Source organism: uncultured Sphingomonas sp., assembly GCF_964244265.1.
Taxonomy (GTDB): domain Bacteria; phylum Pseudomonadota; class Alphaproteobacteria; order Sphingomonadales; family Sphingomonadaceae; genus Sphingomonas.
This window is the reverse complement of the sequence record NZ_CAXTHV010000001.1, coordinates 85,979-110,580: the sequence shown is the minus strand read 5'-3', so window position 1 is coordinate 110,580 and position 24,602 is coordinate 85,979. Positions and strand designations below refer to the sequence as shown.

At 68.7% G+C, this 24,602-nt stretch carries 25 protein-coding genes; 14 read left to right on the top strand and 11 right to left on the bottom strand.

Annotation, left to right across the window (positions count from 1 at the left end; genetic code table 11):
* Positions 1-62: 62 nt before the first annotated feature.
* Positions 63-983 (bottom strand): tRNA (adenosine(37)-N6)-dimethylallyltransferase MiaA, encoded by a 921-nt coding sequence (gene miaA, locus ACFE7K_RS00600; protein WP_375396208.1) that lies wholly within the window; start codon positions 981-983, stop codon positions 63-65.
* A gap of 50 nt (positions 984-1,033) precedes the next feature.
* Here miaA and serB point away from each other — a divergent pair, with 50 nt between their 5' ends.
* The gene (serB, locus tag ACFE7K_RS00595; protein ID WP_375396207.1) at positions 1,034-1,915 is read left to right on the top strand and encodes a phosphoserine phosphatase SerB; all 882 of its coding nucleotides are present in this window, start codon (positions 1,034-1,036) and stop codon (positions 1,913-1,915) included.
* Between the two features lie 85 nt (positions 1,916-2,000).
* A complete protein-coding gene (locus ACFE7K_RS00590) occupies positions 2,001-2,336 on the top strand; it encodes a hypothetical protein (protein WP_375396206.1) in 336 nt (111 codons plus the stop codon).
* 35 nt (positions 2,337-2,371) lie between these two features.
* Here the strand turns inward: ACFE7K_RS00590 and ACFE7K_RS00585 are convergent, their stop codons facing one another.
* Positions 2,372-3,358, bottom strand: coding sequence for an SPOR domain-containing protein (locus ACFE7K_RS00585; RefSeq protein WP_375396205.1), 987 nt, complete (start codon positions 3,356-3,358; stop codon positions 2,372-2,374).
* A 167-nt stretch (positions 3,359-3,525) separates the two neighbouring features.
* Between ACFE7K_RS00585 and ACFE7K_RS00580 the strand changes: the two genes are divergently transcribed.
* The 3 genes from ACFE7K_RS00580 to ACFE7K_RS00570 are packed head-to-tail and all read left to right on the top strand — an operon-like array spanning position 3,526 to position 6,206.
* Complete coding sequence (locus ACFE7K_RS00580; protein WP_375396204.1) at positions 3,526-4,245, top strand: AAA family ATPase; 720 nt, start codon at positions 3,526-3,528, stop codon at positions 4,243-4,245.
* A 9-nt stretch (positions 4,246-4,254) separates the two neighbouring features.
* Complete coding sequence (locus tag ACFE7K_RS00575) at positions 4,255-4,866, top strand: hypothetical protein (RefSeq protein ID WP_375396203.1); 612 nt, start codon at positions 4,255-4,257, stop codon at positions 4,864-4,866.
* Positions 4,867-4,883: 17 nt separating this feature from the next.
* Positions 4,884-6,206 (top strand): SPOR domain-containing protein, encoded by a 1,323-nt coding sequence (locus ACFE7K_RS00570; RefSeq protein WP_375396202.1) that lies wholly within the window; start codon positions 4,884-4,886, stop codon positions 6,204-6,206.
* 24 nt (positions 6,207-6,230) lie between these two features.
* Here the strand turns inward: ACFE7K_RS00570 and ACFE7K_RS00565 are convergent, their stop codons facing one another.
* The 4 genes from ACFE7K_RS00565 to ACFE7K_RS00550 are packed head-to-tail and all read right to left on the bottom strand — an operon-like array spanning position 6,231 to position 10,045.
* A complete protein-coding gene (locus tag ACFE7K_RS00565; RefSeq protein WP_375396201.1) occupies positions 6,231-7,442 on the bottom strand; it encodes a dihydroorotase family protein in 1,212 nt (403 codons plus the stop codon).
* A complete protein-coding gene (locus tag ACFE7K_RS00560) occupies positions 7,439-8,428 on the bottom strand; it encodes an aspartate carbamoyltransferase catalytic subunit (RefSeq protein ID WP_375396200.1) in 990 nt (329 codons plus the stop codon). The genes ACFE7K_RS00565 and ACFE7K_RS00560 overlap by 4 nt, the downstream gene beginning before the upstream one ends.
* 52 nt (positions 8,429-8,480) lie before the next feature.
* Positions 8,481-8,942 carry a Holliday junction resolvase RuvX gene (ruvX, locus tag ACFE7K_RS00555; protein ID WP_375396199.1) on the bottom strand — a complete coding sequence of 154 codons (462 nt, stop codon included), beginning with the start codon at positions 8,940-8,942 and terminating at the stop codon, positions 8,481-8,483.
* Positions 8,939-10,045, bottom strand: a complete 1,107-nt coding sequence (locus ACFE7K_RS00550; RefSeq protein WP_375396198.1) for a DUF3089 domain-containing protein — start codon at positions 10,043-10,045, stop codon at positions 8,939-8,941. The genes ruvX and ACFE7K_RS00550 overlap by 4 nt, the downstream gene beginning before the upstream one ends.
* Positions 10,046-10,191: 146 nt before the next feature.
* Here ACFE7K_RS00550 and ACFE7K_RS00545 point away from each other — a divergent pair, with 146 nt between their 5' ends.
* The 3 genes from ACFE7K_RS00545 to gatA all read left to right on the top strand — a co-directional run bounded on the left by ACFE7K_RS00545 (position 10,192) and on the right by gatA (position 13,301).
* On the top strand, positions 10,192-11,451 hold the full coding sequence (locus ACFE7K_RS00545) for a DUF4153 domain-containing protein (protein WP_375396197.1): 1,260 nt from the start codon (positions 10,192-10,194) through the stop codon (positions 11,449-11,451).
* Between the two features lie 63 nt (positions 11,452-11,514).
* Positions 11,515-11,802, top strand: a complete 288-nt coding sequence (gatC, locus tag ACFE7K_RS00540) for an Asp-tRNA(Asn)/Glu-tRNA(Gln) amidotransferase subunit GatC (protein WP_375396196.1) — start codon at positions 11,515-11,517, stop codon at positions 11,800-11,802.
* 2 nt (positions 11,803-11,804) lie between these two features.
* Positions 11,805-13,301 (top strand): Asp-tRNA(Asn)/Glu-tRNA(Gln) amidotransferase subunit GatA, encoded by a 1,497-nt coding sequence (gatA, locus tag ACFE7K_RS00535; protein ID WP_375396280.1) that lies wholly within the window; start codon positions 11,805-11,807, stop codon positions 13,299-13,301.
* A 282-nt stretch (positions 13,302-13,583) separates the two neighbouring features.
* Here the strand turns inward: gatA and ACFE7K_RS00530 are convergent, their stop codons facing one another.
* The 4 genes from ACFE7K_RS00530 to ACFE7K_RS00515 all read right to left on the bottom strand — a co-directional run bounded on the left by ACFE7K_RS00530 (position 13,584) and on the right by ACFE7K_RS00515 (position 16,758).
* A complete protein-coding gene (locus ACFE7K_RS00530) occupies positions 13,584-13,802 on the bottom strand; it encodes a hypothetical protein (RefSeq protein ID WP_375396195.1) in 219 nt (72 codons plus the stop codon).
* A 64-nt stretch (positions 13,803-13,866) separates the two neighbouring features.
* Positions 13,867-15,123 carry an N-succinylarginine dihydrolase gene (locus ACFE7K_RS00525; RefSeq protein ID WP_375396194.1) on the bottom strand — a complete coding sequence of 419 codons (1,257 nt, stop codon included), beginning with the start codon at positions 15,121-15,123 and terminating at the stop codon, positions 13,867-13,869.
* Positions 15,120-16,139 (bottom strand): arginine N-succinyltransferase, encoded by a 1,020-nt coding sequence (locus tag ACFE7K_RS00520; RefSeq protein ID WP_375396193.1) that lies wholly within the window; start codon positions 16,137-16,139, stop codon positions 15,120-15,122. The genes ACFE7K_RS00525 and ACFE7K_RS00520 overlap by 4 nt, the downstream gene beginning before the upstream one ends.
* 118 nt (positions 16,140-16,257) lie before the next feature.
* Entirely contained in the window at positions 16,258-16,758 is a 501-nt protein-coding gene (locus ACFE7K_RS00515) for an RNA pyrophosphohydrolase (protein WP_375396192.1), read from the bottom strand.
* Positions 16,759-16,797: 39 nt separating this feature from the next.
* Here ACFE7K_RS00515 and ACFE7K_RS00510 point away from each other — a divergent pair, with 39 nt between their 5' ends.
* The 6 genes from ACFE7K_RS00510 (at position 16,798) to ACFE7K_RS00485 (ending at position 23,898) form a co-directional block, all read left to right on the top strand.
* The gene (locus ACFE7K_RS00510; RefSeq protein ID WP_375396191.1) at positions 16,798-17,724 is read left to right on the top strand and encodes a histone deacetylase; all 927 of its coding nucleotides are present in this window, start codon (positions 16,798-16,800) and stop codon (positions 17,722-17,724) included.
* Positions 17,725-17,841: 117 nt separating this feature from the next.
* Positions 17,842-19,785, top strand: a complete 1,944-nt coding sequence (locus ACFE7K_RS00505; RefSeq protein WP_375396190.1) for a 2-oxoacid:acceptor oxidoreductase subunit alpha — start codon at positions 17,842-17,844, stop codon at positions 19,783-19,785.
* Positions 19,786-19,872: 87 nt separating this feature from the next.
* Positions 19,873-20,901 carry a 2-oxoacid:ferredoxin oxidoreductase subunit beta gene (locus tag ACFE7K_RS00500; protein ID WP_375396189.1) on the top strand — a complete coding sequence of 343 codons (1,029 nt, stop codon included), beginning with the start codon at positions 19,873-19,875 and terminating at the stop codon, positions 20,899-20,901.
* A 112-nt stretch (positions 20,902-21,013) separates the two neighbouring features.
* The gene (locus ACFE7K_RS00495; protein WP_375396188.1) at positions 21,014-21,259 is read left to right on the top strand and encodes a GxxExxY protein; all 246 of its coding nucleotides are present in this window, start codon (positions 21,014-21,016) and stop codon (positions 21,257-21,259) included.
* Positions 21,256-22,632 carry a cryptochrome/photolyase family protein gene (locus ACFE7K_RS00490; RefSeq protein ID WP_375396187.1) on the top strand — a complete coding sequence of 459 codons (1,377 nt, stop codon included), beginning with the start codon at positions 21,256-21,258 and terminating at the stop codon, positions 22,630-22,632. Before ACFE7K_RS00495 ends, ACFE7K_RS00490 begins: the two co-directional genes overlap by 4 nt.
* A gap of 72 nt (positions 22,633-22,704) precedes the next feature.
* Complete coding sequence (locus tag ACFE7K_RS00485) at positions 22,705-23,898, top strand: class I SAM-dependent methyltransferase (RefSeq protein ID WP_375396186.1); 1,194 nt, start codon at positions 22,705-22,707, stop codon at positions 23,896-23,898.
* Here the strand turns inward: ACFE7K_RS00485 and ACFE7K_RS00480 are convergent.
* A complete protein-coding gene (locus ACFE7K_RS00480) occupies positions 23,895-24,602 on the bottom strand; it encodes an SDR family NAD(P)-dependent oxidoreductase (RefSeq protein ID WP_375396185.1) in 708 nt (235 codons plus the stop codon). The two genes, ACFE7K_RS00485 and ACFE7K_RS00480, sit on opposite strands and share 4 nt — an antisense overlap.

Here is a 24,602-nt window from a genome sequence, read left to right as displayed (position 1 = left end):
GTGGCGTGCCATAGCGCCAAAGGAAGCGCGCTGCTAGAGTTACAAAAGTAACTCGTCAAGCCCTATATAAGTAACTTACTTTCAAAAAAATGTATGATATTGTTCGTTTCGTTGTGATTGGTTCGTGTCCAGTCCACCGGCGGCTGATTGCGGAACCACGTATATTGCCGCTTGGCATAGCGGCGCGTGGCCAGGCGGGCCTGAGCCAGCGCCGCCGCTTCGCTGATCTCGCCCGCCAGCATCGCCGCGATCTCGCGCATGCCGATCGCCATGCGCACCGGGGCGTCGGCGGGCACGTCGCGTCGCGCCAGCAGCGCGCGCACCTCGTCGACGCCGCCATCCGCGACCATCGCCGCCAGCCGCGCGTCGCAGCGCGCGAACAGCCAGTCGCGATCGGGCAGCAGGATCATCGGCAACAGCGTCACCGTCTCGCCGATCCCGCCGACGCGCCGGGCCTGCCACTCGGCCAGCGTCCGCCCGCTCGACAACTTCACCTCCAGCGCGCGGGCCACCCGCATGGTGTCGGCAGGCGCGAGGTGCATGGCGGCGGCGGGGTCGGCCACGGCCAGCCGGGCATGGGCGACCGAAACCGGCAGCGCGCGCACCTCCGCACGGATCGCGGGGGCGACCTCCGGCACCGGCGCGATACCGTCGAGCAAGGTGCGCAGATACAGGCCGGTGCCGCCGACCAGCACCGGCAATTGGCCCGCCGCATGCGCCTCGGCGATCGCCACGCGGGCATCGCCGGCCCAGCGCGCGGCCGAGCAAATGTCGGCGCCGTCGATATGGCCGAACAGGCGGTGCGGAACGGCCGCCTCGTCGTCCGGCGACGGGCGCGCCGACAGAATGCGCAGGTCGCGATAGACCTGCGCGCTGTCGGCGTTGACGACCACCCCGTCATGCCGCCGGGCGATCGCCATCGCCAGCGCGGACTTGCCGCTGGCGGTCGGCCCTGCGATGAGCGCGACCCTAGGAAGTGCCATCAGGCCCGACCTCCGCTTGCTCAGCCCGAACCGAGATGATGGAAGCGCGCATGTTCATCGCGACGTTGATAGCAGCCGAAATGCTCGATCACGACACGTTGGCGGTCACCGCAAGACGGTTGCTCGATGCCGGCTGCGAACCGGGTCAGCTTTCCTGGATCGACCCGGACAAGGCGGCTGACATTCCGTTCCCACGGGCACCACACGCCGCCCGGTCCGCACTGGAAGGAGCAATTCTTGGCGTCGACGTCGTCGTCCAGCCCGCCGCCGGCCGCGAGAAGAAGCTGCTGATCGCCGACATGGATTCGACGATGATCACCGTCGAATGTATCGACGAACTCGCCGATTATGCCGGCATCAAGCACGAGATCGCGACGATCACCGAAGCGGCGATGCGCGGCGAGCTGGATTTCGCGGCGGCGCTCGATGCCCGCGTCGCGCTGCTGAAAGGACTGGATGAGGGCGTGATCCAGCGCTGCCTCGATGAGCGGGTAAAGATCATGCCCGGGGCAAAGGCGCTGGTCGCCACGATGCGGGCTCGCGGCGGGACAGCGATCCTGGTGTCGGGCGGGTTCACGCGCTTTGCCGAGCCTGTCGCGCGCGCGATCGGGTTTGACCGCGCCATCGCCAACCGGCTGGACATTGCCGACGGCAAGCTGGCGGGCATTGTTGCCAGGCCGATCGTCGATGCCTCGACCAAGCTGGCGACCTTGCAGGCGGCGGTCGACGAATACCGGTTGTCGCCTGACCAGGTGCTGGCGGTGGGCGACGGCGCCAACGATCTCGACATGATCCGCGCGGCGGGGCTGGGCGTCGCCTATCACGCCAAGCCGTTGGTCGCCGCCGCCGCGGGCGCGCGGATCGACCATGGCGACCTGTCGGCGCTGCTTTATGCGCAAGGGATTGCGCGCCAGGATTGGGCGATTGATTAGCGCCCAATCGACATCCCCGATCGACATGTTGCCAGCCGCAGCGTCCGGCCCTAGAATTCTCCCGGTTCCATCTGGAGATGCGGTGATGAGGATATTGATCGGTGCCGCGATAGCCTCGATCTGCCTTACGTCTGGTCAAGCGCTGGCGCAGTCTGTTCCCGCCGGCGTGTACGATTGTTACGGCGATATCGGCAAGTTTTCGGTGATCGGTCCCGGCAAATATATGGCTCGGAATGGCGGAACCGGCAATTTCACCGTCGACGGCGATGTGCTCACGATGACGGATGGCACCAGCGCGGGCTTGAGCTATCGCAAGATGGACGAAAACTGGACGTTCGCGCTGCTCCGGGACAACGGCACGGCCTCAAACTCCTGTCCTCTAAATGCAAGCAAGGACCCGCAAGATCCCAAATCCTGGTGAGGGGGCGAGCCGGTGCCGCCTGAACAGGACGGACTTTACGGCGCGACGGGGACGCATTCCGATCCGGCCCGCCTGACTGTGGCGCACAGCTGCGACGCGTCGGCCGCCGAAGCGATCGGGCCGGCCTGCAGCTTGGTGATCGCGCCTACCTTGCGGAGATAAGGCTGCAGGCCGCTCAGCCCGTCGACCTGCGCGCGCAGCCGCTGCCACAGCGCCCTGGCGTTGCCCTCGTCGCGAAATGCGCCGAGCTGGATGCGCCAGCGGCCAGCGGCGGCCGGCGCCGCGGGGGTGATGGCGGCCACCGTCGGCTTGGGCGTCGGCTTGGCCGTGGGCGCAGGCTCCGGTAAGGGGCGGGCCGCCGGCTGCCGCGAGGAGCGGGCGACCGTGTCGGAGGGGCCCGGCGTGACGGTGGGCGGTGGGGTCCGGGCGGCGCTATCGGGCGTATATTGCGCCTGCCCCTGTTGCTGCTCCAGCGTGCGCGCCAGCGCGATCCCCTGGCGGCGCTGGTCGTCGGGGATGTAGCGGTCCATGTCGGCCAGCGTCTGCGATCCCTGCGGCAATCCGGCGGCCGACGATCGCACCATCAGCGCATAGGCCCGCACCCAGTCGCGCCGCACGCCGTCGCCGTTGAACAGCATCGTGCCCAGCACCAGTTGCGCGCGCGGCTCGCCACGGGCGACCGACTTTTCCAACCATGGCAGCGCCTCGTCGCGCCTGCCGTCCTGGAACAGCGCCAACCCGTAATTGTCCTCGGCCAGGGCATGACCCTGGAGCGCCGCCTTGCGATACCAGCTTTCCGCCATCGGCAGGTCGGTCGGCACGCCGCGTCCCAGCTTGTATGCCTGGCCCAGGTTGAATTGCGCATCGGCATCGCCGGCGATCGCCGCGGCCCGCCATTCGTCGACCGCCCGGCGATAGTCGCCCCGGCTCCAGGCGTCGACGCCGGCCTTGGTGTCCGCGCCCGCGGGCGGAATGGCGATGGTCGCCAGCAAGAGCGCGAGCGCGCCGCAGATCCTTCGCATGATGATGTTCCACGCAGCTATGCCTGTCGGCTTATCGCGCCGTAGCGGCCGATTGGCAAAGAAATCATTAGCCATGACGGTCCCGGCCCGACCGGCCGCCGCGTTAACCGCTTCTTTAGGACAGGCATGTCAATCCACCGCCAGGATAGCGGGGAGTGACGGGGTCAATGCGCGTTCTGGCGATGGCATCGCAGAAGGGCGGTTCGGGGAAGACGACGCTGTCGGGGCACCTGGCGGTGCAGGCCCAGCGCGCCGGTGCCGGACCGGTCGTGCTGATCGATATCGACCCCCAGGGGTCGCTGTCCGACTGGTGGAACGAACGGACCGACGAATATCCGGCATTCGCCCAGACCACCGTCGCCCGCCTTTCCGCCGACCTTGAGGTCCTGCGGCAACAGGGCTTCAAGCTGGCGGTGATCGACACGCCCCCGGCGATTACCATGGCCATCCAGAGCGTCATCCAGGTCGCCGAGCTGATCGTCATCCCGACCCGGCCCAGCCCGCATGACCTGCGCGCGGTCGGCGCCACCGTCGATTTGTGCGATCGCGCCGGCAAGCCGCTGATCTTCGTCGTCAACGGCGCCACGCCCAAGGCCAAGATCACCAGCGAGGCAGCGGTCGCTTTGTCCCAGCACGGGACGGTCGCGCCGATCACCGTCCACCATCGCACCGATTTCGCCGCGTCGATGATCGACGGCCGCACCGTGATGGAGGTCGATCCCAAGGGGCGGTCGGCGGGCGAGGTGCAGGACCTGTGGAGCTATATCGCCGACCGGCTGGAAAAGAATTTCCGCCGGACCGTCTTTGCCGCGCCGACTGCGGTCGGCAGCAGCATCGGCGCACAGCGTCCGGCGAGCGGCGGCTTCGGCCGGCGCGTGGTGAGCTGAGGCGCAGCAATGTCCAGCGATTCAAAGTCTTTCTCCTCGCTGTCCTCGGGCCTGCTGGCGCGCAAGGGCCAGGCGCGTCCGGCGATGCGGCCCCAGGCGTTCACCGGCGGCTACAGCAATCTTGGCGGGTCGCTGGACGATCTCGGCTGGAACGACATGGGCGAACCCGCCGAGCCTACGCCGCTGGTACAGGGGCCGGTGGTACAGGGCGAGCCGGTCATTGCCCCGCCGCCGCCCGGCGTTCCCCCCGTGCTCGCGCAACGTGCCCAGCTGAAGGAAGAATTCGAACCCGATCCGGTCCCGGCCGATCCGGCGCCCGTTACCGAGCCTTTGTCGGCCGATGATTCCGGTTCGGCGATTGCGGCGATCGCGCCGCCCGTCGCGACGCATACGATCTCCCCCGCTTCGGCTCGCCGCATCGCACGCGACACCCGGCACAAGGGCAGGGCGGCGTTCACGCTGCGGCTGGATGCCGAACGACATCTACGGCTGCGGCTGGCCAATGCGGTGTGCGGTCGGTCGTCGCAGCAACTGGTGGTCGAGGCGCTTGACGCCTTTCTGCAGAAGCTGCCGCAAGTCGAGGAACTGGCGCGTCAGCTTCCCGGCCGGGCCAAGGAGTGATGGTGATGGGGGTCAGGATGACGAAGCGCACGATCGCGGCCGGCATGTCGGCGCTGGCCATGTGCGCGGCATGCGGCGGCGCGGCGTTTGCCGGCGCGCGCACCGCGGCGCAGATGGCACGCGAGGCGCAGGTCGACTCGGTCAAGGCGACCAGGGCGATTGCCGGGCGCAAGGTCGAGAACGCCGTCCGCTATGCCGAGGCCGCGGTCGCGCTCCAGCCGCAATCCGCATCCTATCGCGCCCTGCTCGGCCAGGCCTATCTGCTCGCCGGACGGTTCGGGTCGGCGCGTACCGCCTTTGCCGATTCGCTGTCGCTCGAACCCGGCGAGGGCAAGACCGCGCTCAACCTGGCGCTGGCCCAGGTCGCCGATGGCGACTGGTCGGGCGCGCGTGCCACGCTGGATGCCAATTCGGGATCGATCCCGGTCGCCGATCGCGGGCTGGCGCTGGCGCTGGCCGGCGACCCGGCGGCTGGCGTCGAGCTGCTGCTGCCGATCGCCCGCTCGGCCGGTGCCACGCCCAAGGTTCGCCAGAACCTGGCGCTCGCCTTGGCCTTGGCCGGCCGCTGGCAGGACGCCAAGGTGGTTGCCGCGATGGACCTCGCGCCCGCCGATGTCGACCAGCGGATCATGCAATGGGCGACCTTTGCCCGGCCGACGGGCAAGGCCGACCAGGTCGCCGCGCTGCTGGGTGTGACCCCGGCCGCCGACCCCGGCCAGCCGGTCGCGCTGGCCCTCGACGCCGCCGCCCCGCTGGCGTCCAGCCCGGCGGCGATCGACCGCTATATGCCCGCGGCCCCCACCGCCAAGGTGCTGTCGGACGCCGCGACCGATGCCGGCGTCGCGGTCCCCGCGGCAGTCGCCGACCCCGGCGCGATGTCCGCGCCCACGGCGATCGCCGGCGTGACGTTCGGTCCCCGCGCCGAAGTGATCCAGCCGCTGCCGACCCGGCTGGTTCCCGGAACGCCAGTTCCCGAAACACGCGCGCTGAAAATGGTCACGACTGCCCGGAAGATCGCCGCTCCCATTGCCGGCGCGCCTGCGCCGTCGGTCGGAAAGGGCGAGTTCTATGTCCAGCTTGGCGCCTATGACAATGCCGCCGTCGCGCGCGACGCCTGGACGCGCGCGGTGCGCGGCCATGCCGGCCTTGTCGGCCAGGTCCCGCTGGGGGTGACGGCGAGGGTCAAGTCGCGCAGTTTCTATCGGCTGTCGGTCGGCGGGTTCGATCGCGCGAGTGCCGACCGGATGTGCCGGAGCTATCGCGCCACCGGCGGCGCCTGCTTCGTCCGCACGGGCGCCGGCGACAAGGCGACCGGCTGGGCGACCGGCTGGAAGCGCTGACCGGCGCGGCGTCGTTCGCGTACATCACGCGGTCGCGCCAAGCTCCACCCCGCCCTTGAACACGCGGATCGCCTTGCCCTGGACGGGCATGCCGTCGAACGGCGTGTTCCCCGCCTTGGCCAGGGCCGCCTCGGCGGTGACGATCCAGGGCCGGCCCTCATCGACCAGGATCAGGTCGGCTGGCCGCCCCGGCGCCAGCATGCCGGCCTCCAGCCCCAGCAGCCGCGCCGGATTGGTCGCGAGCAGGCCGACCATCCGCTCCAGGTCGATCGTCTCGTCGCGGACCAGCCCCAAGGCCAGCGCCAGCAGCGTCTCCGCCCCCGTCGCGCCCGGTGCCGAATCGGCGAACGGCAGGCGCTTTTCCTCGGGCCCGCGCGGATCGTGCCCCGAACCCAACAGGTCGATCGTGCCGTCGGCCAGCGCCGCCAGCGCCGCGCGGCGATCCTCCTCGCAGCGCAACGGCGGCGACAGATGCGCAAAGGTGCGGAAATCGGTCACCGCAATGTCGGACAGGAGGAGGTGCGCCGGGGTGATCCCGCACGTCACCGCCAGGCCGCGCGCCTTGGCGCGGCGGATCAGGTCGAACCCCGCGGCCGTCGTCACCTGGCGGAAATGGAGCCGCGCGCCGGTCTCCTCGGCGAGCAGCAGGTCGCGCGCGATCGCCAGCGCCTCGGCGACGGCGGGCGCCGCGGGCAGGCCGAGCCGCGTCGCGGTCTCGCCCGCGGTGGCGACGGCGCCGTTGGCCAGCCCGCCATCCTCGGCATGGGCGATCACCGTCAGGCCGCAATCGCGGGCATAGGCCAGCACCTTGCGCATCACCCCGGCATCGCCGATCCAGCGCCGCCCGGTCGCCACCGCGCGCGCCCCGGCATCGCGGGCGACCGCCATTTCGGCCAGGTCGACGCCGAGCAGCCCGCGCGTGGCCGCGGCGATCGGATGCACCCAGATGCCGGGCTTGCCCATGTCCGCGGCGCGCTGGAGCAGGCCGGGATCGTCGAGCACCGGCGACTGGTCGGGCATCAGCCCGACGCGCACGATCCCGCCCGCGCGGCACGCCGCCTTGTCGACCGCGAACACGCCGACATCGATGATCGCCGGCATCAGCACCAGGCCGCGGCAATCGATCGCGCTCGCCGGATCGATCGCGCCGCCGATCCGTGCGATCCTGTCGCCCTCGACCAGCAGCGTGTCGGCGGTGCTGCCGACGATCCGCGCGTTGACGAGCGCCAGGCTCATGCCCAGCCGTCCACGCCGCGCGCGCGCCGGGTCAGCACGTCGAGGCACGCCATGCGCACCGCGATGCCGGTCTCGACCTGTTCGGTGATCGCCGACCGCGCGGGGTCGTCGGCGACGCTGGAGACGATCTCGACCCCCCGGTTCATCGGCCCCGGATGCATCACCAGCGCATCGGGCCGGGCACGCGCCAGCCGTTCGGGCGTCAGGCCATAGCGCAGATGGTATTCGCGGGTCGACGGGATGAAGGCGCCGTTCATCCGCTCGCTCTGGAGGCGCAGCATCATGACGACGTCGGCGCCGTCCAGCGCGGCGTCGAAATCGGTGAACGCGGTCGCGCCGAACCGCTCGACCCCGGCGGGCATCAGCGTCGACGGCGCGACCATGCGCACGTCGGCGGCCAGCGCGGTCAGCGCCAGCAGGTTCGACCGGGCGACCCGGCTGTGCAGGATGTCGCCACAGATCACCACGCGCTGCCCCGCCACCGATCCGCGCCGCCGGCGGATGGTCAGCGCGTCGAGCAACGCCTGGGTCGGATGCTCGTGGCTGCCGTCGCCGGCGTTGAGCACCGGGCAATCGACCTTGTCGGCGATCAGCTGGACCGCGCCCGAACTGCCGTGGCGGATGACGATCACGTCGGCGCGCATCGCGTTCAGCGTGACCGCGGTGTCGATCAGGGTCTCGCCCTTCTTCACGCTCGACTGGTTGACGCCCATGTTGACGACATCGGCGCCCAGCCGCTTGCCGGCGATCTCGAACGACAGCAGGGTACGCGTCGAATTTTCGAAGAATGCGTTGATCAGCGTCAGGCCTTCCAGCCGCTTGTCGCTCTTGGCGCGCGCTCGATTGGCGTCGATCCACTGCTCGGCCTCGTCGATCAGGAAAGTGATCTCGTGCGGGGCGAGCCCGGCAATGCCGGTCAGGTGTCGATGCGGGAACACCGCGCCGCCCGGGATCAGGGTGGCGGGTCGATGGTCGGAGGGCAGCATCAAACCGGCTGGGTAGCGGGGGTGGGGCAGGGTGGCAAGCCGCTCCCCGGAATCACCCCCGCGCCAGCGCGTCGATCGCGCCCTGGAGGATATAGCTCGCCGCCAGCTTGTCGACCCGCTCGGCGCGCTTGGCGCGGCTGACATCCTCGGCGATCATCTGGCGCTCGACGGCCTGGGTGGACCAGCGTTCGTCCCACAACAGGATCGGAAGGCCCAGATCGTCGAGGTTGCGGGCAAAGGCGCGAACCGATTGCGTGCGGGGCGAATCGCTGCCGTCGAGGTTGAGCGGCAGCCCGATGACCATCCCCCGCGCCGACTGCGCCGCCGCCAGTGCCACCAGCGCGGCCTTGTCGGCGGTGAACTTCGTGCGCCGGACGAGAAGGGCGGGCGAGGCGAAGCTCCACCCCGCGTCGCACAGCGCCGTCCCGATCGTCCTGGTGCCGACGTCGAGGCCGAGCAGCCGACCGCCCTGCGGCAGCGCGGAACGCAAATCGCCCGGCGCGACCGTGATCACCGCGCCGAAAACGCCTTCAGCCGCCGCGCGGCATCCGCGCGGACATCGGCCCAGAACAGCGCGTAGTCGAACACATGATAATTGTTGCCCGGCAGCACATACCCGCCCAGTTCGACCGGCGCGCCGATCGACAGCAGCCCGCGGCCGACACAGCGCGCCGGCACCTTGCCCGCGACGATCGTCGCCATGCTCATATCCGCCGAGGGAACTAGCGTGCCCAGATTGGCCGCCCCGGGCGTCGCACCGTCGGCGGTGCCGCTGACCGGGTTGGTGCAGACCAGGGCGGTGCCGCGCCGCGCCGCGCCGGTAAAGCCGGCGGTCGCGTCGAACTTGTCGAACAGCAGCGAGGGATCGGCCGGCTCGGCGAAGCTTTCCCACGACAGGATGCAGCGCGCCTGGTCGGCGGCGGTGCATTCGGGCAACCCCAGTACCGGCAGGTCGGCGGTACGCGACACCGGCCAGCCGATGACATAGGCGGCGACGATCCGTTTGGCGATCGGCTTGCCCGCGATCCGCTCGCGCAACAGGCGCGTCAGGTGGAGCGCGCCCTGGCTGTGCCCGGCCAGGATGATCGGCCGGTCGGGCCCGACCTGCCTGAGGAACGCGTCGAACGCCGCCGACACGTCGCCATAGGCCAGCGCCAGCGCCTTTTCGGCATCGGCCCGGGTCGTCAGGAACGCGCCGAACGTCGCCTGGCGATATCGCGGCGCCCAGATCGCGCCGACCTCGTTGAACGCGCTCGCCTGGCCGCGCATGAACAAGGCGGCGCGATCATTGGCCTCCTTGTTGTCGAGCGGCGCATTCCACCGCGATCGTTCGAGGAACGAGGTCGGGTGGATGAAGAACACCGCGGCCGGCGGCGTGGCGCCGGGCTTGAACCCCGGTGGTGTCCACAACGCCGGATTGCCCGCGATATCGGGCCGCGCGATCCACATTTCCGGCCTGGCATAGGCATCGGCACGGCTCGGCGCCTCCGCCTCGAACGCGACGCCGGGGATCATCGCGGCGCGCATCAACTGCGCGCTCCAGAAACGATAGGCAAAGGCGCCGGCAATGCACAGCAGGATGAGGACCGTCACCAGATAAAGGAATTTGCGCGCCATGCCGCGCCCGTGCCCGACCCGGACGGCGCTTGCAATCGCGGGCGCGGCGCGATTGAGTTGCGTGGTATCGTTCGGGGGCATTGATGGACCGCAGCCAAGACCGGATTCCGCCCCGCGCGCCGTGGCGGGCGTTGCCGGTCCTCCTCATGACGGGCGGCGCGATCGTCGCCGTCGCGGTGCAGCAACTGCTCCAGCCCGGCGAGTCGATCTATGGCAGCTTCGGCGACCTCGACGTCTGGCGCGGGTCGCTGGCGACCGGGCTGGCCGCGGCGGGGCTGACGTTCGGGCTGGTCGTCGACCGGCGGCGGCCCGCCCGGTCGCTGGCGGTGGCGATCGGCATCGGCGCCATGATCGGCCTGATCCTCTTCTGGCAGGGCCAGCCCGGCTGGGCATTGTGGGGCAATGGCCGCGCGGCAATGCTGCTCGTCGCGTTCCTGATCGTCGTGCCGCTGCTCCAGGCGCGGGCGGAGGGCGGCGGCTATGCCGCGCTTCACCGCGCCAGCTGGAACGACGTCATCGAATGCGTCGCCGGCGGCGTGGTCGTCGCCATGGTGCTGCGACTCGTCCTGTCGCTCGGGCGGCGGCTGGCGGCCGTCGCGCACCTGCTGGAGCAGGGATGGTTCTGGGCCGTCTTGATCGGGGGCGGTTTCGGGCTGGTGCTCGGGCTGCTGCGCGGACGTGACGCGATGCTCGACCTGGCACGCCGGATCGCGGCGGTGCTGCTGTCCGTCTTCGCCCCCCTATTGGTGCTGTTTCTGCTGGCCTTGCCGTTCGCCGCTGCGCTCGGCTTGTGGTGGTGGACCGAATCGCCCACCGCGACCTTCCTGGGCGGCGCGATCCTCGCCCTCGTCGTGGCCAATGCGGCGATCGGTGCCGGCGATGCCGACCGATCGATGTCCCCCGTCCTGCGCGGGGCGACGCTGGTGCTGGCGCTGGCGGTACTGCCGCTGGCGGTGGTCGCGGGGGCGGCGACCGGCATGCGCATCGATCAATATGGCATCAGTCCGACGCGGCTCTGGGCGCTGGTCTTCGTCGCTTTAGCCGCCGCTCATGGCCTGGCCGGTCTGGTCGCGATCGTGCGCGGACGCCGCGACTGGCCGCGCCGGGTTCGCGCCGCCAACATCACGCTGGCGGTGGGTATCGCGATCGTCGCGCTGTTGCTGGCGACGCCGATCGTCAGCTTCGACGCGATCTCGGCGCACGCGCAGGCCGCGCGGCTGGAGGCGGGCAGGGTGACTCCCGACCGGTTCGACTGGGCGGCGCTGGCGTTCGATTACGGCGATGCCGGACAGGCGGCGGTCAAGCGGCTGACCGGGTCCGCCGACCCGGCGATCGCCGTCGCGGCCAGGAAGGCGGCGGCGGCCTCCAGCCGCTTCGATCTCGAAGGTCCCGGCGACCAGTCATAAGGTAGGCGCTAAACGGACTCTAACAGGTTGCGCGCGCCGCCTGCGCGATGCTAGCCGCCGCCCATGCCCGTAGACGCCGCCACCGTGAAGAAGATCGCGAGCCTCGCCCGCATCGCCATCACCGACGAGGAGGTCGCGCGGATCGCGCCCGAACTCGACAACATCCTCGGCTGGATCGAGCAATTGGGCGAGGTCGACACTGCCGGCGTCGCGCCGATGACCGCGGTCATTCCCAATCACCTGCGGTTGCGCGACGACATCGTCACCGACGGCGGCGTGCGCGACGCCGTGCTCGCCAACGCGCCCCAGGCCGAACACGGCTTTTTCACCGTGCCCAAGGTGATCGAATGAGCATGACCGATCTCACCGACCTGGGCGTCCGCGCCATCCGCGATGGCGTGCGCGACGGCAGTTTCTCGGCGACCGAGATCGCGACCGCGTTCAATGCGCAGGTCGCCGGGGCCAGGGTGCTCAACGCTTTCCTGGTCGAGACCCCCGACCATGCGCTGGCCGCTGCCAGGGCGGCCGACGATGCGCGCGCGGCGGGCGAGGAACCCAGGCCGCTGGCCGGCGTGCCGATCGGGATGAAGGACCTGTTCTGCACCAGGGGCGTCGTCTCGACCGCGGGCAGCCATATCCTCGAAGGGTTCGTCCCCCAGTACGAATCGACCGTCAGCCAGAAATTGTGGGACGCCGGCGCGGGGATGCTGGGCAAGCTCAACATGGACCAGTTCGCTATGGGCTCGTCCAACGAGACCTCGGCGTTCGGCAACGTCATCTCGCCGTGGAAGCGCAGCGACGGCGGGCCGGGAAGCAATTGGGCGCCGCTTGCCCCCGGCGGCTCGTCGGGCGGCAGTTCGGCGGCGATTGCCGCAAGACTCTGCCCGGCGGCGACCGGCACCGATACCGGGGGATCGATCCGCCAGCCCGCCGCCTTTACCGGCATCAGCGGGATCAAGCCGACCTATGGCCGCTGCTCGCGCTGGGGCGTGGTGGCGTTCGCCTCCAGCCTCGACCAGGCCGGGCCGATGGCGCGCGACGTCCGCGACTGCGCGATCATGCTGGAGGCGATGGCCGGGTTCGACGCCAGGGATGCGACCTCGCTCCAGCTCGACGTGCCGCGCTGGGAGGCGGGCCTGAACGCCGGCCTGAAGGGCAGGCGCATCGGTATCCCCAGGGAATATCGCGTCGACGACATGCCCGCCGAGATCGACGCGCTGTGGCAGCGGGGGATCGACTGGCTGAAGGATGCCGGCGCCGAGATCGTCGAGGTCTCGCTGCCCCATACGAAATACGCGCTGCCCGCTTATTACATCATCGCGCCGGCCGAGGCGTCGTCCAACCTCGCGCGCTATGACGGCGTGCGCTACGGCCTGCGCGACCCGCCCGAAGGCGCGAACCTCCAGGACATGTACGCCGCGACCCGCGCCGCCGGCTTCGGGCCTGAGGTCAAGCGCCGCATCCTGATTGGTACTTATGTCCTGTCAGCCGGGTTTTACGACGCATACTTCACACAAGCTTCTAAGGTCCGTGCGCTGATCGCGCGCGATTTCGACGAGGCGTGGAAATCGTGCGATCTGCTCCTGACTCCGACCGCGCCATCCGCCGCGTTTGCGCTAGGCGAGAAGTCGGCCGATCCGATCGCGATGTACCTCAACGACGTCTTCACCGTGCCGTCCAGCCTGGCCGGCCTGCCGGCAATGTCAGTACCCGGCGGCCTCGACGCGGCGGGCCTGCCGCTCGGGCTACAGGTCATCGGCAGGGCGCTCGATGAACAAGGCGTGCTGGACGCGTGCCTGGCGATCGAGGAACGCGCAGGGTTCACGGCCCGACCACAGGCATGGTGGTAAACCATGCGGGCATGACGACTTGGGTCCTATTGCCTGTTATCACAATAAGGGATGGATTGTAGAGACTTTACCCTTGCAATGTAGGGTTTTCCGTGAAATTCCTGCCGCGCTCTTCGATATCGTCGGCGTGCGCAGTCTTCCGGCTGTTGATGAGCAGGACCGACCACGCACTCGCTGGACCCCGTGAACTTTCGTGGACTTTGCCGGCGTGCCTGTCGGTTTGATGCGACCGACCGGACCTGGCGGAAAAGACCGGCGGCACGCTCAGCCGGACCGGTCAACTCAATCTGCCGCGCCGCGCTCAAGCGAATCGAGGATCCGCGCGCCGGCCATGAACACCGCCAGCGGGGTCGCCGCGAACAATATCCAGCCACCGGCGCCGGGATATTGGTGGAGGTAGTGGACGCCGCGCTCGACCGCGCCCGTGCCGAGGCCATAGATGATCACGAACGCCTCGAACTTGGTCTTGATGACGAACAGGCGGGTCAGTCTGGTCCACATGTCCGTTTTTCTGCAAAAGCTGTGCCACTGGCGGAAATGCGCAGTTTCTATTCGATGGTCATGGTTACCTGTAAATTAATTCGACGATTCCCAGCGTCTCTAGCAGTTTCCGGCGCGCCTCCTCGATCCGCGCGACGAGTGCCGGGTCGCCGATCCGCGTGATCGCAATTGCCTCTGGCCAATGCGCCTCGATGACTGCGGCTATTTCGTCAAGCCGGGCCGCATCGACCAGGAAGCGCGGGTCGACCGTCGCCGGATCGGCGACGACGCGCAAGCGGAGGCAGGCAGGGCCGCCGCCATTGGCCATTGACTGGCGCACATCGACCATTTCGATCCGGCGGATGGGTCCATTGCCGGCGACCAGCGCATCCAGATAGGCGCAAACGGACGGCACCTCGCGCGCCTCGCCCGGGACGATCAGCGCCATCGTGCCGTCGGGCAGCGTCACCAATTGCGCGTTGAACAGGTACGAGGCGATCGCCTCGTCCAGGCTCACCCGATCAGCGGCTATTTCGATCAGCTCGGCCCAAGGGGCCAGGCGGGCAAGATCGGCATGAAGCCCGGCGCGATCCTCGAACGCCTGCTCATGCGCGAACAGCACATGCGCGTTGGCCACCGCGACGACGTCATTGTGAAAGGCACCCGCCGCGATCGCCGCCGTCGACTGCTGGACGAACAGCGTGCGCGCGGGATCGAGGCCGTGCGCGTGTGCGACCGCCTCGCTCGCCGCGCGGTGCTGGCGGGCGGGGAAGGGGCCGCCGCCCGCGCCATGGACGAACAGCTCGATGCCCGGCGCGCCATGCGACGGCGCCAGCCGCATGTGGTTGGCCGCGCCCTCGTCGCCGAATGGCGGCGGAACGGGGCCGTGGACCGCAAAGGCGGGGTCAGCGAAAGCAAGCTCCAGCATCGCCAGCGTGTCGGGCCATTCGTGGCTGCGATGCGGCATCGTCACCAGGTTGGCGACGGTCAGGTGGCAGCGCCCGTCGCCGCTGTCGGGGGCGGGCGAAACGGTCGCGGCATTGGCCGCCCACATCGCCGACGCCGACAGCGCCTGCGCCCGCAGGTGTGGCGCCGCGCGGGCATAGTCGGTCGACAGCGACGCCAGCCAGCGATGGTTTGGGCGCGGCGGCGGCGGCAGGATGCCCTGGACCAGCCCCAGCGCCAGCGTTGCGCGCATCTTGGCGATGCCCTCCAGCGCGGCGCGGCGCGGATGCGCGATACGCCCCGCATTGCGCGTCGCCGCCAGATTGCCGGGGCTGAGACCGGCGAAATTGTGGCTGGGGCCGATAATGCCGTCGAAGTTGATCTCGACCAGCGTCATTCGCGCCCGACATGGCTGATCCGGTCACCGGCGACCACGTTCAGGGCGGTTGCCGCCGCCGGGTCAATGACCACGCCCTCGGCGGCCGGGGCCAGCCGCGCAAAGGTGCAGCGGAAATCGTGCCGGATGCCGGTTGCCGCCAGTGCACGATAGCTGTCGGGCCTCGTATCGAGCGCGACGATCCTGTCCGTTGTTGCCCGGCCGATGCTGGCGACCTCGTCGGTGCGTGCGGTCATGGTCGGGCCGCCATCAAAGATGTCGACATAGCATTCATACGCAAAGCCTTCATTTTCCAGCATGCGCATCGCCGCACGACCCGACGGATGGGGCAACCCGATCGCGGCGCGCGCGCTCTCCCCCAGCATCGCGACATAGATCGGGTGCCGGGGGAACAGGTCGGCGATGAACTGGTGGCCATTGGTCGCGTTGTAGCGGTCGGCATCCTGAAAGTTCATCCCGAAGACGCGCCCGGCCAGCCCGTCCCAGAAGGGCGAGCCGCCGGCTTCGTCGATGATTCCGCGCAATTCGGCCAGGATATGGTCGGCAAACCGCGCGCGATGCGCGGCGATAAACAGATACCGGCTCCGCGCGAGCAGCAGGCCCAGCCCGCCGGCGCGCTCGCCGGGGTGAAGGAACAGTCCGCCGACCTCGCTCGATCCTTCCAGGTCGGTGGTCAGCGACAGCATTTCGGCACGGAACGTCCGGTTGAGTTCCTGGCTGAACTGGGTCAGCGTGCCGAGGCGATAGCTGTAGAAGGGATGGCGCGTGCCGACCTGGCTGAACATCTGGCAGGTGCCACGCACCTCGCCCGTCGCGACCTCCTCCAGCACCAGCACGAACAGGTCGTCGTCCAGGGCGTCGTCGCTGCGATCCAGCGCCGCCTGGCTGCGCTCCAGCTTGGTGGCCAGCGCGCCGCGGTCGGCAGGCAGGTTGGTGAAGCCGCCGCCGGTCAGCTTCGCCATCTCATAGAGATGGTCCAGGTCGTCGCGGCGGGCGGGGCGGACGACGAAGGTCATGGGCCGCGCAGCCCGACGACGCGGAGGAGGGCCTTCGGGCGGAGCACGCCATGCCGCGACGCCTTGACGCCACGCCTGCTCGCCCATGCCGTTGGGCAGCGCGGTTTGCCCCGCTTGCTCAGGCGCCGGCCCCATTGAGCCATGGCGCGAATGCGGCGAGCACCTCGCGGTACAGCTGCCGTTTGAACGGTACGATGACGCTTGGCAACGCGGCCGGATCGATCCAGCGCCACGTGCTGAATTCGGGATGTGTGGTCGCGATGTTGATCGCGCTGTCGTCGCCGGTGAAACGATAGAGGAACCAGCGCTGGCGCTGGCCGCGATAGCGCCCCTTCCACACCTTGCCGATCAGGTCGTCGGGCAGGTCATAGGTCAATTCGTGCGGCGCGGTCGCGATCAGCTCGACCTGGTCGGGGGCGATGCCGGTTTCCTCGCCCAGTTCGCGCAGCGCGGCGGCCTGGGCATCCTCGCCCGGGTCGATCCCCCCTTGCGGCATCTGCCAGGCCTCCACCGTAGCATCCAGCCGCTGGCCGACAAAGACGCGGCCATCCCGGTTGACCAGCATGATCCCCGCGCACGGCCGATAGGGAAGCTCTGAGCGAACGTAGGGCTTGGTCACGCGGCTTTCCTGGGCGGATCGGCGCATTATCTAGTCGGGATGATCGCCGTCGTCCATCATCCCGACTATGTCGCGCCGGGCCAGCCGCGATCGGGCTATCAATGGAACAAGAACGGCGCAATCCGCGATCTGCTGCGTGCCGAAGGCGACGCGATCGAGTGGTTCGAGCCGCCGGCCATGCCGCGTTTCTGGATCGAGCGGACGCACGACCCCGATTACGTCACCGAGGTGATCGAGGCGCGTGTCCCGCCGGCCAAGGAGCGGCGGATCGGTTTTCCGGTCAACGAAACCGTCGCGCGCCGCGCGCTGGTCGTCCCGGGCGGCACCTATCTCGCCGCGCGGCTGGCGCTCGATCGCGGGTTCGCGGCGAACAGCGCGGGCGGCAGCCACCATGCGCTGGCCGATACCGGCGCCGGTTATTGCGTGTTCAACGACCTGGCGATCGCGGCGCTGCGGCTGACGGGCGAAGGCGTCGTCGACCGGCTGGCGATCGTCGATTGCGACGTGCACCAGGGCGACGGCACCGCGTCGCTGACCGCGGGCCGCGCGGGGATCGCGACCTATTCGATCCATGCCGAACGGAACTTTCCGGCGCGCAAGGCGCGGTCGACGCTGGACGTCCCGCTTGCCGACGGCGTCGACGACGACGCCTACCTGACGATGCTCGAGCAGACCTTGGCCCCGTTCCTCGACGCCGAACAGCCGCAGTTGATCCTGTATCAGGCCGGCGTCGATCCGTTCGCCGGCGATCGGCTCGGGCGGCTGGCGCTGACCGAGGCCGGGCTGGCGCGGCGGGAACGGCTGGTCGCCCGGCTGGCGATCGCGCGCGGCATCCCGCTCGCGAGCACGGTCGGCGGCGGCTATGGCGACGACGTTCTGGCGATCGCGCGGCGGCACGTCGACGCGATCCTGGCGCTTGGCAATGCGTTCGCCCGTCGTCATGCGGACAGCATTCGCGTTTCCTAACCATCTCGCTCTCGGGAAAGAACGGTTTGCGCGGACGCGCAACCGATCTACGTTGGCCGGGGAGAGGACCGCGCCTACAGACGCGGCTCGAACAGATACGCAGGGACACGCGCCGACATGGCCACCGCCATTCACGAAGTGACGCCTGAAGAGGCGTCCGCCCATCCGTTGTCCGAATCCGTCGTCGTCCGTTTCGCCGGCGATTCCGGTGACGGCATGCAACTGACCGGGGGACAGTTCACGCTGTCGACCGCGCTGGCGGGCAACGATCTGGCAACCTTCCCCGACTTTCCGGCCGAGATCCGCGCGCCGCTGGGCACGCTGTTCGGCGTTTCGGCCTTTCAGATCAACTTCGGGTCGACCGCGATCGAGACCGCGGGCGACGCGCTCGACGTGCTCGTCGCGATGAACCCGGCGGCGCTCAAGACCAATGTCGAGGCATTGAAGCCCGGCGGGCTGATCATCGCCGACGCCGGCGAATTCTCGAAACGCAACCTCGACAAGGCCAAATACGACGCCGACCCGCTGACCGACGACAGCCTGGCGAAATGGCAGTTGCTCGCGTTCAACATCTCGCAGCTGACGCTCGATGCGGTCAAGCCGTTCGGCCTCGGCAACAAGGAAGCGCTGCGCTGCAAGAACATGTGGACGCTGGGGCTGGCGCTGTGGATGTTCGATCGCGACCGGGCGCCGCTGGTCGCGTGGCTCAGGACCAAGTTTGCCAAGGCGCCGACGCTCGCCGACGCCAACATCGCCGCGCTGAACGCTGGCCATGCCTATGGTGAGACCGCCGAGCTGGCCGGGCCGATGAAGCAGCATCATGTCGCGGCGGCGCCCGCCGAGCCCGGCCTGTACCGGACGGTGACGGGGGCGGAGGCGATCTCGATGGGCCTCGTCGCCGGCGCGCAGCTGGCCAGCGTGCCGCTGTTCTTCGGCGGCTATCCGATCACCCCGGCCTCGGCGATCCTCCATCATCTCAGCCGGTTGAAGGAGTTTGGCATCACCACGTTCCAGGCGGAGGACGAAATCGCCGCGATCGCCGCGGCGATCGGCGCGTCCTATGCCGGGCAATTGGGCGTGACCTCGTCCTCCGGTCCAGGGATCGCGCTCAAGGGCGAGGCGATGGGCCTGGCGATCATGACCGAGCTGCCGCTGGTCATCATCAATTCGCAGCGCGGCGGCCCGTCGACCGGGCTTCCCACCAAGACCGAGCAGAGCGACCTGTACCAGGCGGTGTACGGACGCAACGGCGACGCGCCGATGCCGGTGATCGCCGCGCGCAGCCCGGCAGATGCATTCGAGGTCGCGATCGAGGCGGTGCGCATCGCCACGCAATACATGACCCCGGTAATGGTGCTGACCGATGGTTATATCGCCAATGCCGCCGAGCCTTGGAAAGTGCCGACGGTCAGCGACTATGCGACTTTTCCGGTACGCTTTCTCGAGGAAGCGCCGGCCGAAGTATTTCAGCCGTATTCGCGCGACAGCAAGCTGGCCCGCCCGTGGGTCAAGCCCGGGACGCCCGGCCTGCTCCATCGCATCGGTGGCATAGAGAAGGCGCAAGGCAGCGGCAATATCGACTATTCCCCGGCCAACCATCAGGCGATGACCGATATCCGCCAGGCCAAGGTCGTCGGCATCGCCGTGCCGGACCAGTCGGTCGAGCTGGGCGGGACGTCGGGCAAGCTGGTCGTGGTCGGCTGGGGCTCGACCTTCGGGCCGATCCACCAGGCGGTACGCCGCGCCCGCCGCGCCGGGCTGGACGTCGCCCATGTCCATATCCGCCACATCTGGCCGATGCCGGCGAATCTGGGTGTCCTACTCAGGGGCTTTGAGCATATCCTGGTGCCCGAAATGAACACCGGCCAGCTCAAGACCGTGCTGCGTGACCAGTTCTTGGTCGATGCCAGGCCGCTTAACAAGGTATCCGGCCAGCCTTTCCGCATCGTCGAAATCGAGGCGGCGATCGCCGCCTTCTTCGACGGCATTCCGGGTAACGAGGGTGGCGAGGTGCCCGCCGATGCTGCCCAGCTGCCGAGCGTCCAGGCGGTGAACGATTGATGCCGCTTTCGGGGACTTCCGGAACCTTGCAAAGGGCGGCACCGTGCGGACCCTGTGACTTTTCGTGAACTTTGACCGGATGATCCGATGAACGACATGACCCCCGTCACGACCAAGCCCAAGGATTGGGAGACCGACCAGGAGGTACGCTGGTGCCCCGGCTGCGGTGATTATGCGATCCTGAAGGCGGTGCAGCGGACCATGCCGGAGATCGGCGCGCGGCCAGAGAACACGGTGTTCGTCAGCGGCATCGGCTGTTCGTCGCGCTTTCCCTATTACATGGAGACCTATGGCTTCCATACCATTCACGGCCGCGCGCCGGCGGTGGCGACGGGGATCAAGCTCGCCAATCCCGAGCTCGACGTGTGGATCATCACTGGCGACGGCGACGCGCTGTCGATCGGCGGCAACCACACGATGCACCTGCTGCGGCGCAACCTGAACTGCCAGGTTCTGCTGTTCAACAACGAGATTTACGGCCTGACCAAGGGCCAATATTCGCCGACCAGCCGGATCGGGACCAGGAGCCCGTCGACGCCGCTGGGCTCGGTCGACCGCCCCGCCAACCCTTGCGCGTTCGCCCTGGGCAGCGGCGCGCGGTTCGTCGCGCGCGGCATCGACGTCAACAAGAACCTGCCCGCGGTGCTCAAGGCGGCGCATGCACATAACGGCGCGGCGTTCGTCGAGATCTTCCAGAATTGCATCGTTTATAATGACGACGTGTTCGCGCCGTTTACCGAGAAAGCCAATGCCGGCAATCAATTATGGGTCGATCATGGCAAGCCGCTGACGTTCGCGGGAGAGACCAGGGGTCTTGCGCTTGACGTCGATCGGCTGGTGCTCAAGGTCGTCGACGTGGTCGGGGGCGACTGGCAGGCGGCGGGCGTGCTGGTCCACGACCGGACCAATTGCGGGCTTGCCCATCTGCTGGTGGAAATGCCGTTCGGCGCCTTCCCGATGGCGCTCGGCGTGCTGTACGACGACCCCGCTCCGACCTTCGACAGCGCGGTGATCGCGCAGAACGCGACGGCCAGTCAGGGCAAGCAGCCCGATCTCCAAAAACTGCTGAGCCAGGGTCAGACGTGGCAGGTCGAGAAGGAACCTCGGGTCGAATAAGGATCATCTCACACAAGGACACAAAGACACGAAGGAAGATTGTTGAGCGATGCTCTTGGGGATCTGGCGGGAACTGCGGTTGATTGCGGGTATCGGCTGCACAAGGCACTAGGTGCGATCCGATCCGGTTAGGCGCACCCTGCTGGACGAAGGCCGTCGTGCGGACCTGCCGATCGAGGACCAGCTGTTGATCGAACTGAAGTCCATTGAGGGATTTGTGCCGGTGCATGGCAACCAAATGCTCACCTGCCTTCGCCTCACGGACAAGCCGCTGGGCCTTTCGATGAACTTCGGCGCCTATACGTTCAAGGACGTGAGGCAAATCCTATCTGCAGAACGTCTGCGCCGGTGGCGATGACCGCTGTACCAACCCTCCTCTGGTTTCGCCGGGACCTGCGGCTGCACGACCAGCCGGCGCTCGTCGCCGCGGCAGCCGAAGGGCCAGTGGTGCCGGTCTATATTCTCGATGACGAGACTGCCAAGCAATGGGCCATGGGTGGCGCATCGCGGTGGTGGCTGCATCACAGCCTCGCCTCGCTCGATCGCGACCTGCGCGCCCAGGGGTCGCGGCTGATCCTGCGGCGGGGCAAGTCCGACGCGGTGCTGGCGGCGCTGGCCGACGAGACTGGGGCGGGACGCGTCCATTGCCTGCGCCATTACGAGCCATGGTGGCGCAATGCGCAAGCGGCGGTGGCCAGACGGCTCGACCTCGTCTGTCATGACGGCAATTACCTGGCGCCGCCGGGGTCGATCATCTCGGGGTCCGGGCAGCCCTACAAGATCTATACGCCGTTCTGGCGGGCATTGCGTGGCGTCATGCCGCCGTCTGCGCCGGTCGATTGCCCGCGCGACATTCCCGCGCCCTCGCGCTGGCCAATATCGGACACGCTGGGCGACTGGGATTTGCGGCCCGGCCAGCCTGATTGGGCCGGCGGCCTCGACGAGGAATGGACTCCCGGCGAAGCGGGCGGGCATGCCCGCCTGGACGTCTTTGTCGACCATGCCGGACGCTACGACGCCACGCGCAACCTGCCGTCGATCGAGGGCAGCTCGCGCCTCTCGCCGCACCTCCATTTCGGGGAGGTATCACCTCGCCAGGTCTGGCCTCGCGTAGCGGATGCGGGCGGGTCGGCCGACATCTTCCTCGCCGAGCTGGCGTGGCGCGATTATGCGCAGAACGTGGTCCTGCAATTGCCCGATTACGCCTCGATCAATGGCCGGGCACGGTTCGACGCCCTGCCGTGGCGCGAGGGACCGGCGGCACGCGCCGACCTGCGCGCCTGGCAACAGGGGCGCACCGGCTATCCGATCGTCGACGCCGGGATGCGCCAGCTGTGGACGAGCGGCTGGATGCACAATCGCGTCCGGATGATCACCGCGTCGTTCTTGATCAAGCATCTGCTGATCGACTGGCGCGAGGGCGAGCGCTGGTTCTGGGACTGCCTGGTCGATGCCGATTACGGCAACAATTCGGTCAATTGGCAATGGGTCGCCGGGTCCGGGGTCGACGCCAACATGTTCGGCCGGATCATGGCGCCGCTGACCCAGTCCGAGAAGTTCGACGCGGGCGGTTATATCCGCCGCTGGGTGCCCGAGCTGGCCAGCCTGCCGGATGCCGCGATCCACGATCCCGACGCGGCCGGTTGCCGGCCCGACGCCTATTCGGCCAAGCTGATCGGCCATCGCGAGGCGCGCGAGCGCGCACTGGCGGCCGCCGCGAAGATGCGCTGAACGGCCGGGACTTGGCGAAGCATCCATGCCGGTGCATCGGAGCCGCGATGCGCAGCCATGGGCGGTTCGGCGATGAGTGACACCCTATTGGCCGTGCCTGGCAGGCTGGTCCTCGCGCGCATCCATGCCGGACTGGCGGAAGGCACGATCGACCTGACCTTGCCCGACCGCAGCCGGCGCCGGCTGGGCGGACACGCGCCGGGACCGGAGGTCGCGGTCATCCTGCGCTCGTGGCGGGCGCTGTGGCGGCTGTTCAGCGGGGGATCGATCGGCTGGTATCAGGCATGGGCCGCGGGTGAATGGGACAGCCCGCATCCGGAATGCCTGTTCGAACTGTTCTCGCGCAACCGTCATGGGCTGGCGGCGCCGTCGCGCGCGCACGGGGTGTCGCGGCTCGTCAAGCGTGCATGGCACCGCGCCCGGCGAAACGACCGCGCCGGCGCGCCTCGCAACATCCGCGATCATTATGATCTCGGGAACGATTTCTACGCGCCCTGGCTCGATCCCGGCATGACCTATTCGAGTGCCTTGTTCGATCCCGCCCGCCCCGACCAGACGCTGGCCGAGGCCCAGGCCGCCAAGCTGTCGGCCATGCTCGACCGCACCGGATGTCGGCCTGGCGACCGCCTCCTGGAAATCGGCTGCGGCTGGGGCTCGTTCGCCGAGGTCGCCGCGCGCGGCGGGATCGGTGTGCACGGCATCACCCTGTCAAGCGAGCAGAAGGCGTATGCCGAGGACAGAATGGCGCGGCAGGGCTTGTCCGGCGTCGAAATATCGCTGACCGACTACCGCGATGTGCGCGGATCCTATGACGCGGTCGCCAGCATCGAAATGGTCGAGGCGGTCGGTGCCGAATATTGGGCGGACTATCTCCAGGTGATCGCCACCGCCCTCAAACCGGGGGGGCGCGCGGCGCTTCAATATATCGCGATCGACGACGCGATCTTCGCCGATTATGCGGACAATGTCGACTTCATCCAGCGCTATATCTTTCCCGGCGGCATGCTGGTCTCGGAAACCCGGTTTCGCGCGCTTGCGGAGGGACTGGGATTGGCCTGGCATGACCGGATCGGATTTGGGCACGACTATGCCGAGACGCTGCGGCGCTGGCGCGACGCCTTCGACCGGTCGGTCGCCGAGGATCGCCTGTCCCCCCAATTCGACCGGCAATTCATCGCCAGATGGCGCTATTATCTGATGTATTGTGAAGGCGGTTTTCGCGGGGGCGGCGTCGATGTGGCGCAGGTCACGCTCACCAAGGTTTAGCTCATGCGCTCGACATGGCCGGTCGCGAGGTCGCCCGCAATCAGGTCAACGATGCGCGCGGCCACGGTCTCGGGCGGTTTGACGCTCGCCGGGTCCTCGCCGGGATAGGCACGCGCGCGCATGTCGGTGCGCGTCGCGCCGGGATCGATAATGGCGACGCGGATCGCGCTGACCGCTTCCACTTCCTCGCCATAGGACAGGACCAGGGTCTCCATCGCCGCCTTCGACGCGCCATATGCCCCCCAATAGGCTCGGGGGCGGCGGCCGACGCTGGAGGTCACCGCGACCACGCGCCCCCGTGCCGACCTGCGCAGCAATGGGTCGAAGGCGGCGATCAGCGCCGCCTGCGCGCTGACGTTCAGGGTCAGGACGCGGGCGAACTCGCCGGGGTCGATCGCAGGCACCGCGGCCAGCGAGCCCAGGGTCGCGGCATTGAGCACCAGGATGTCGAGCGCTGGCCACCGTCCGGCGATCGCCGCCGCCAGCCGGCCGATGCCGTCGCTCTCGACTAGGTCGAGGGGGGCGATCGTGGCGTTGCCGCCGGCGGCGTGGATCTGCTCTTCCACCTGCTCCAGCCCGGCGGCGGTACGCGAGGTCAGCACGACGTGCGCGCCGCCCTGCGCCAGCGCCAGCGCGGTCGCCGCACCGATCCCCCGGCTTGCGCCGGTGACCAGCGCGAGCTGTCCGTCCAGTCGATGGGCCAT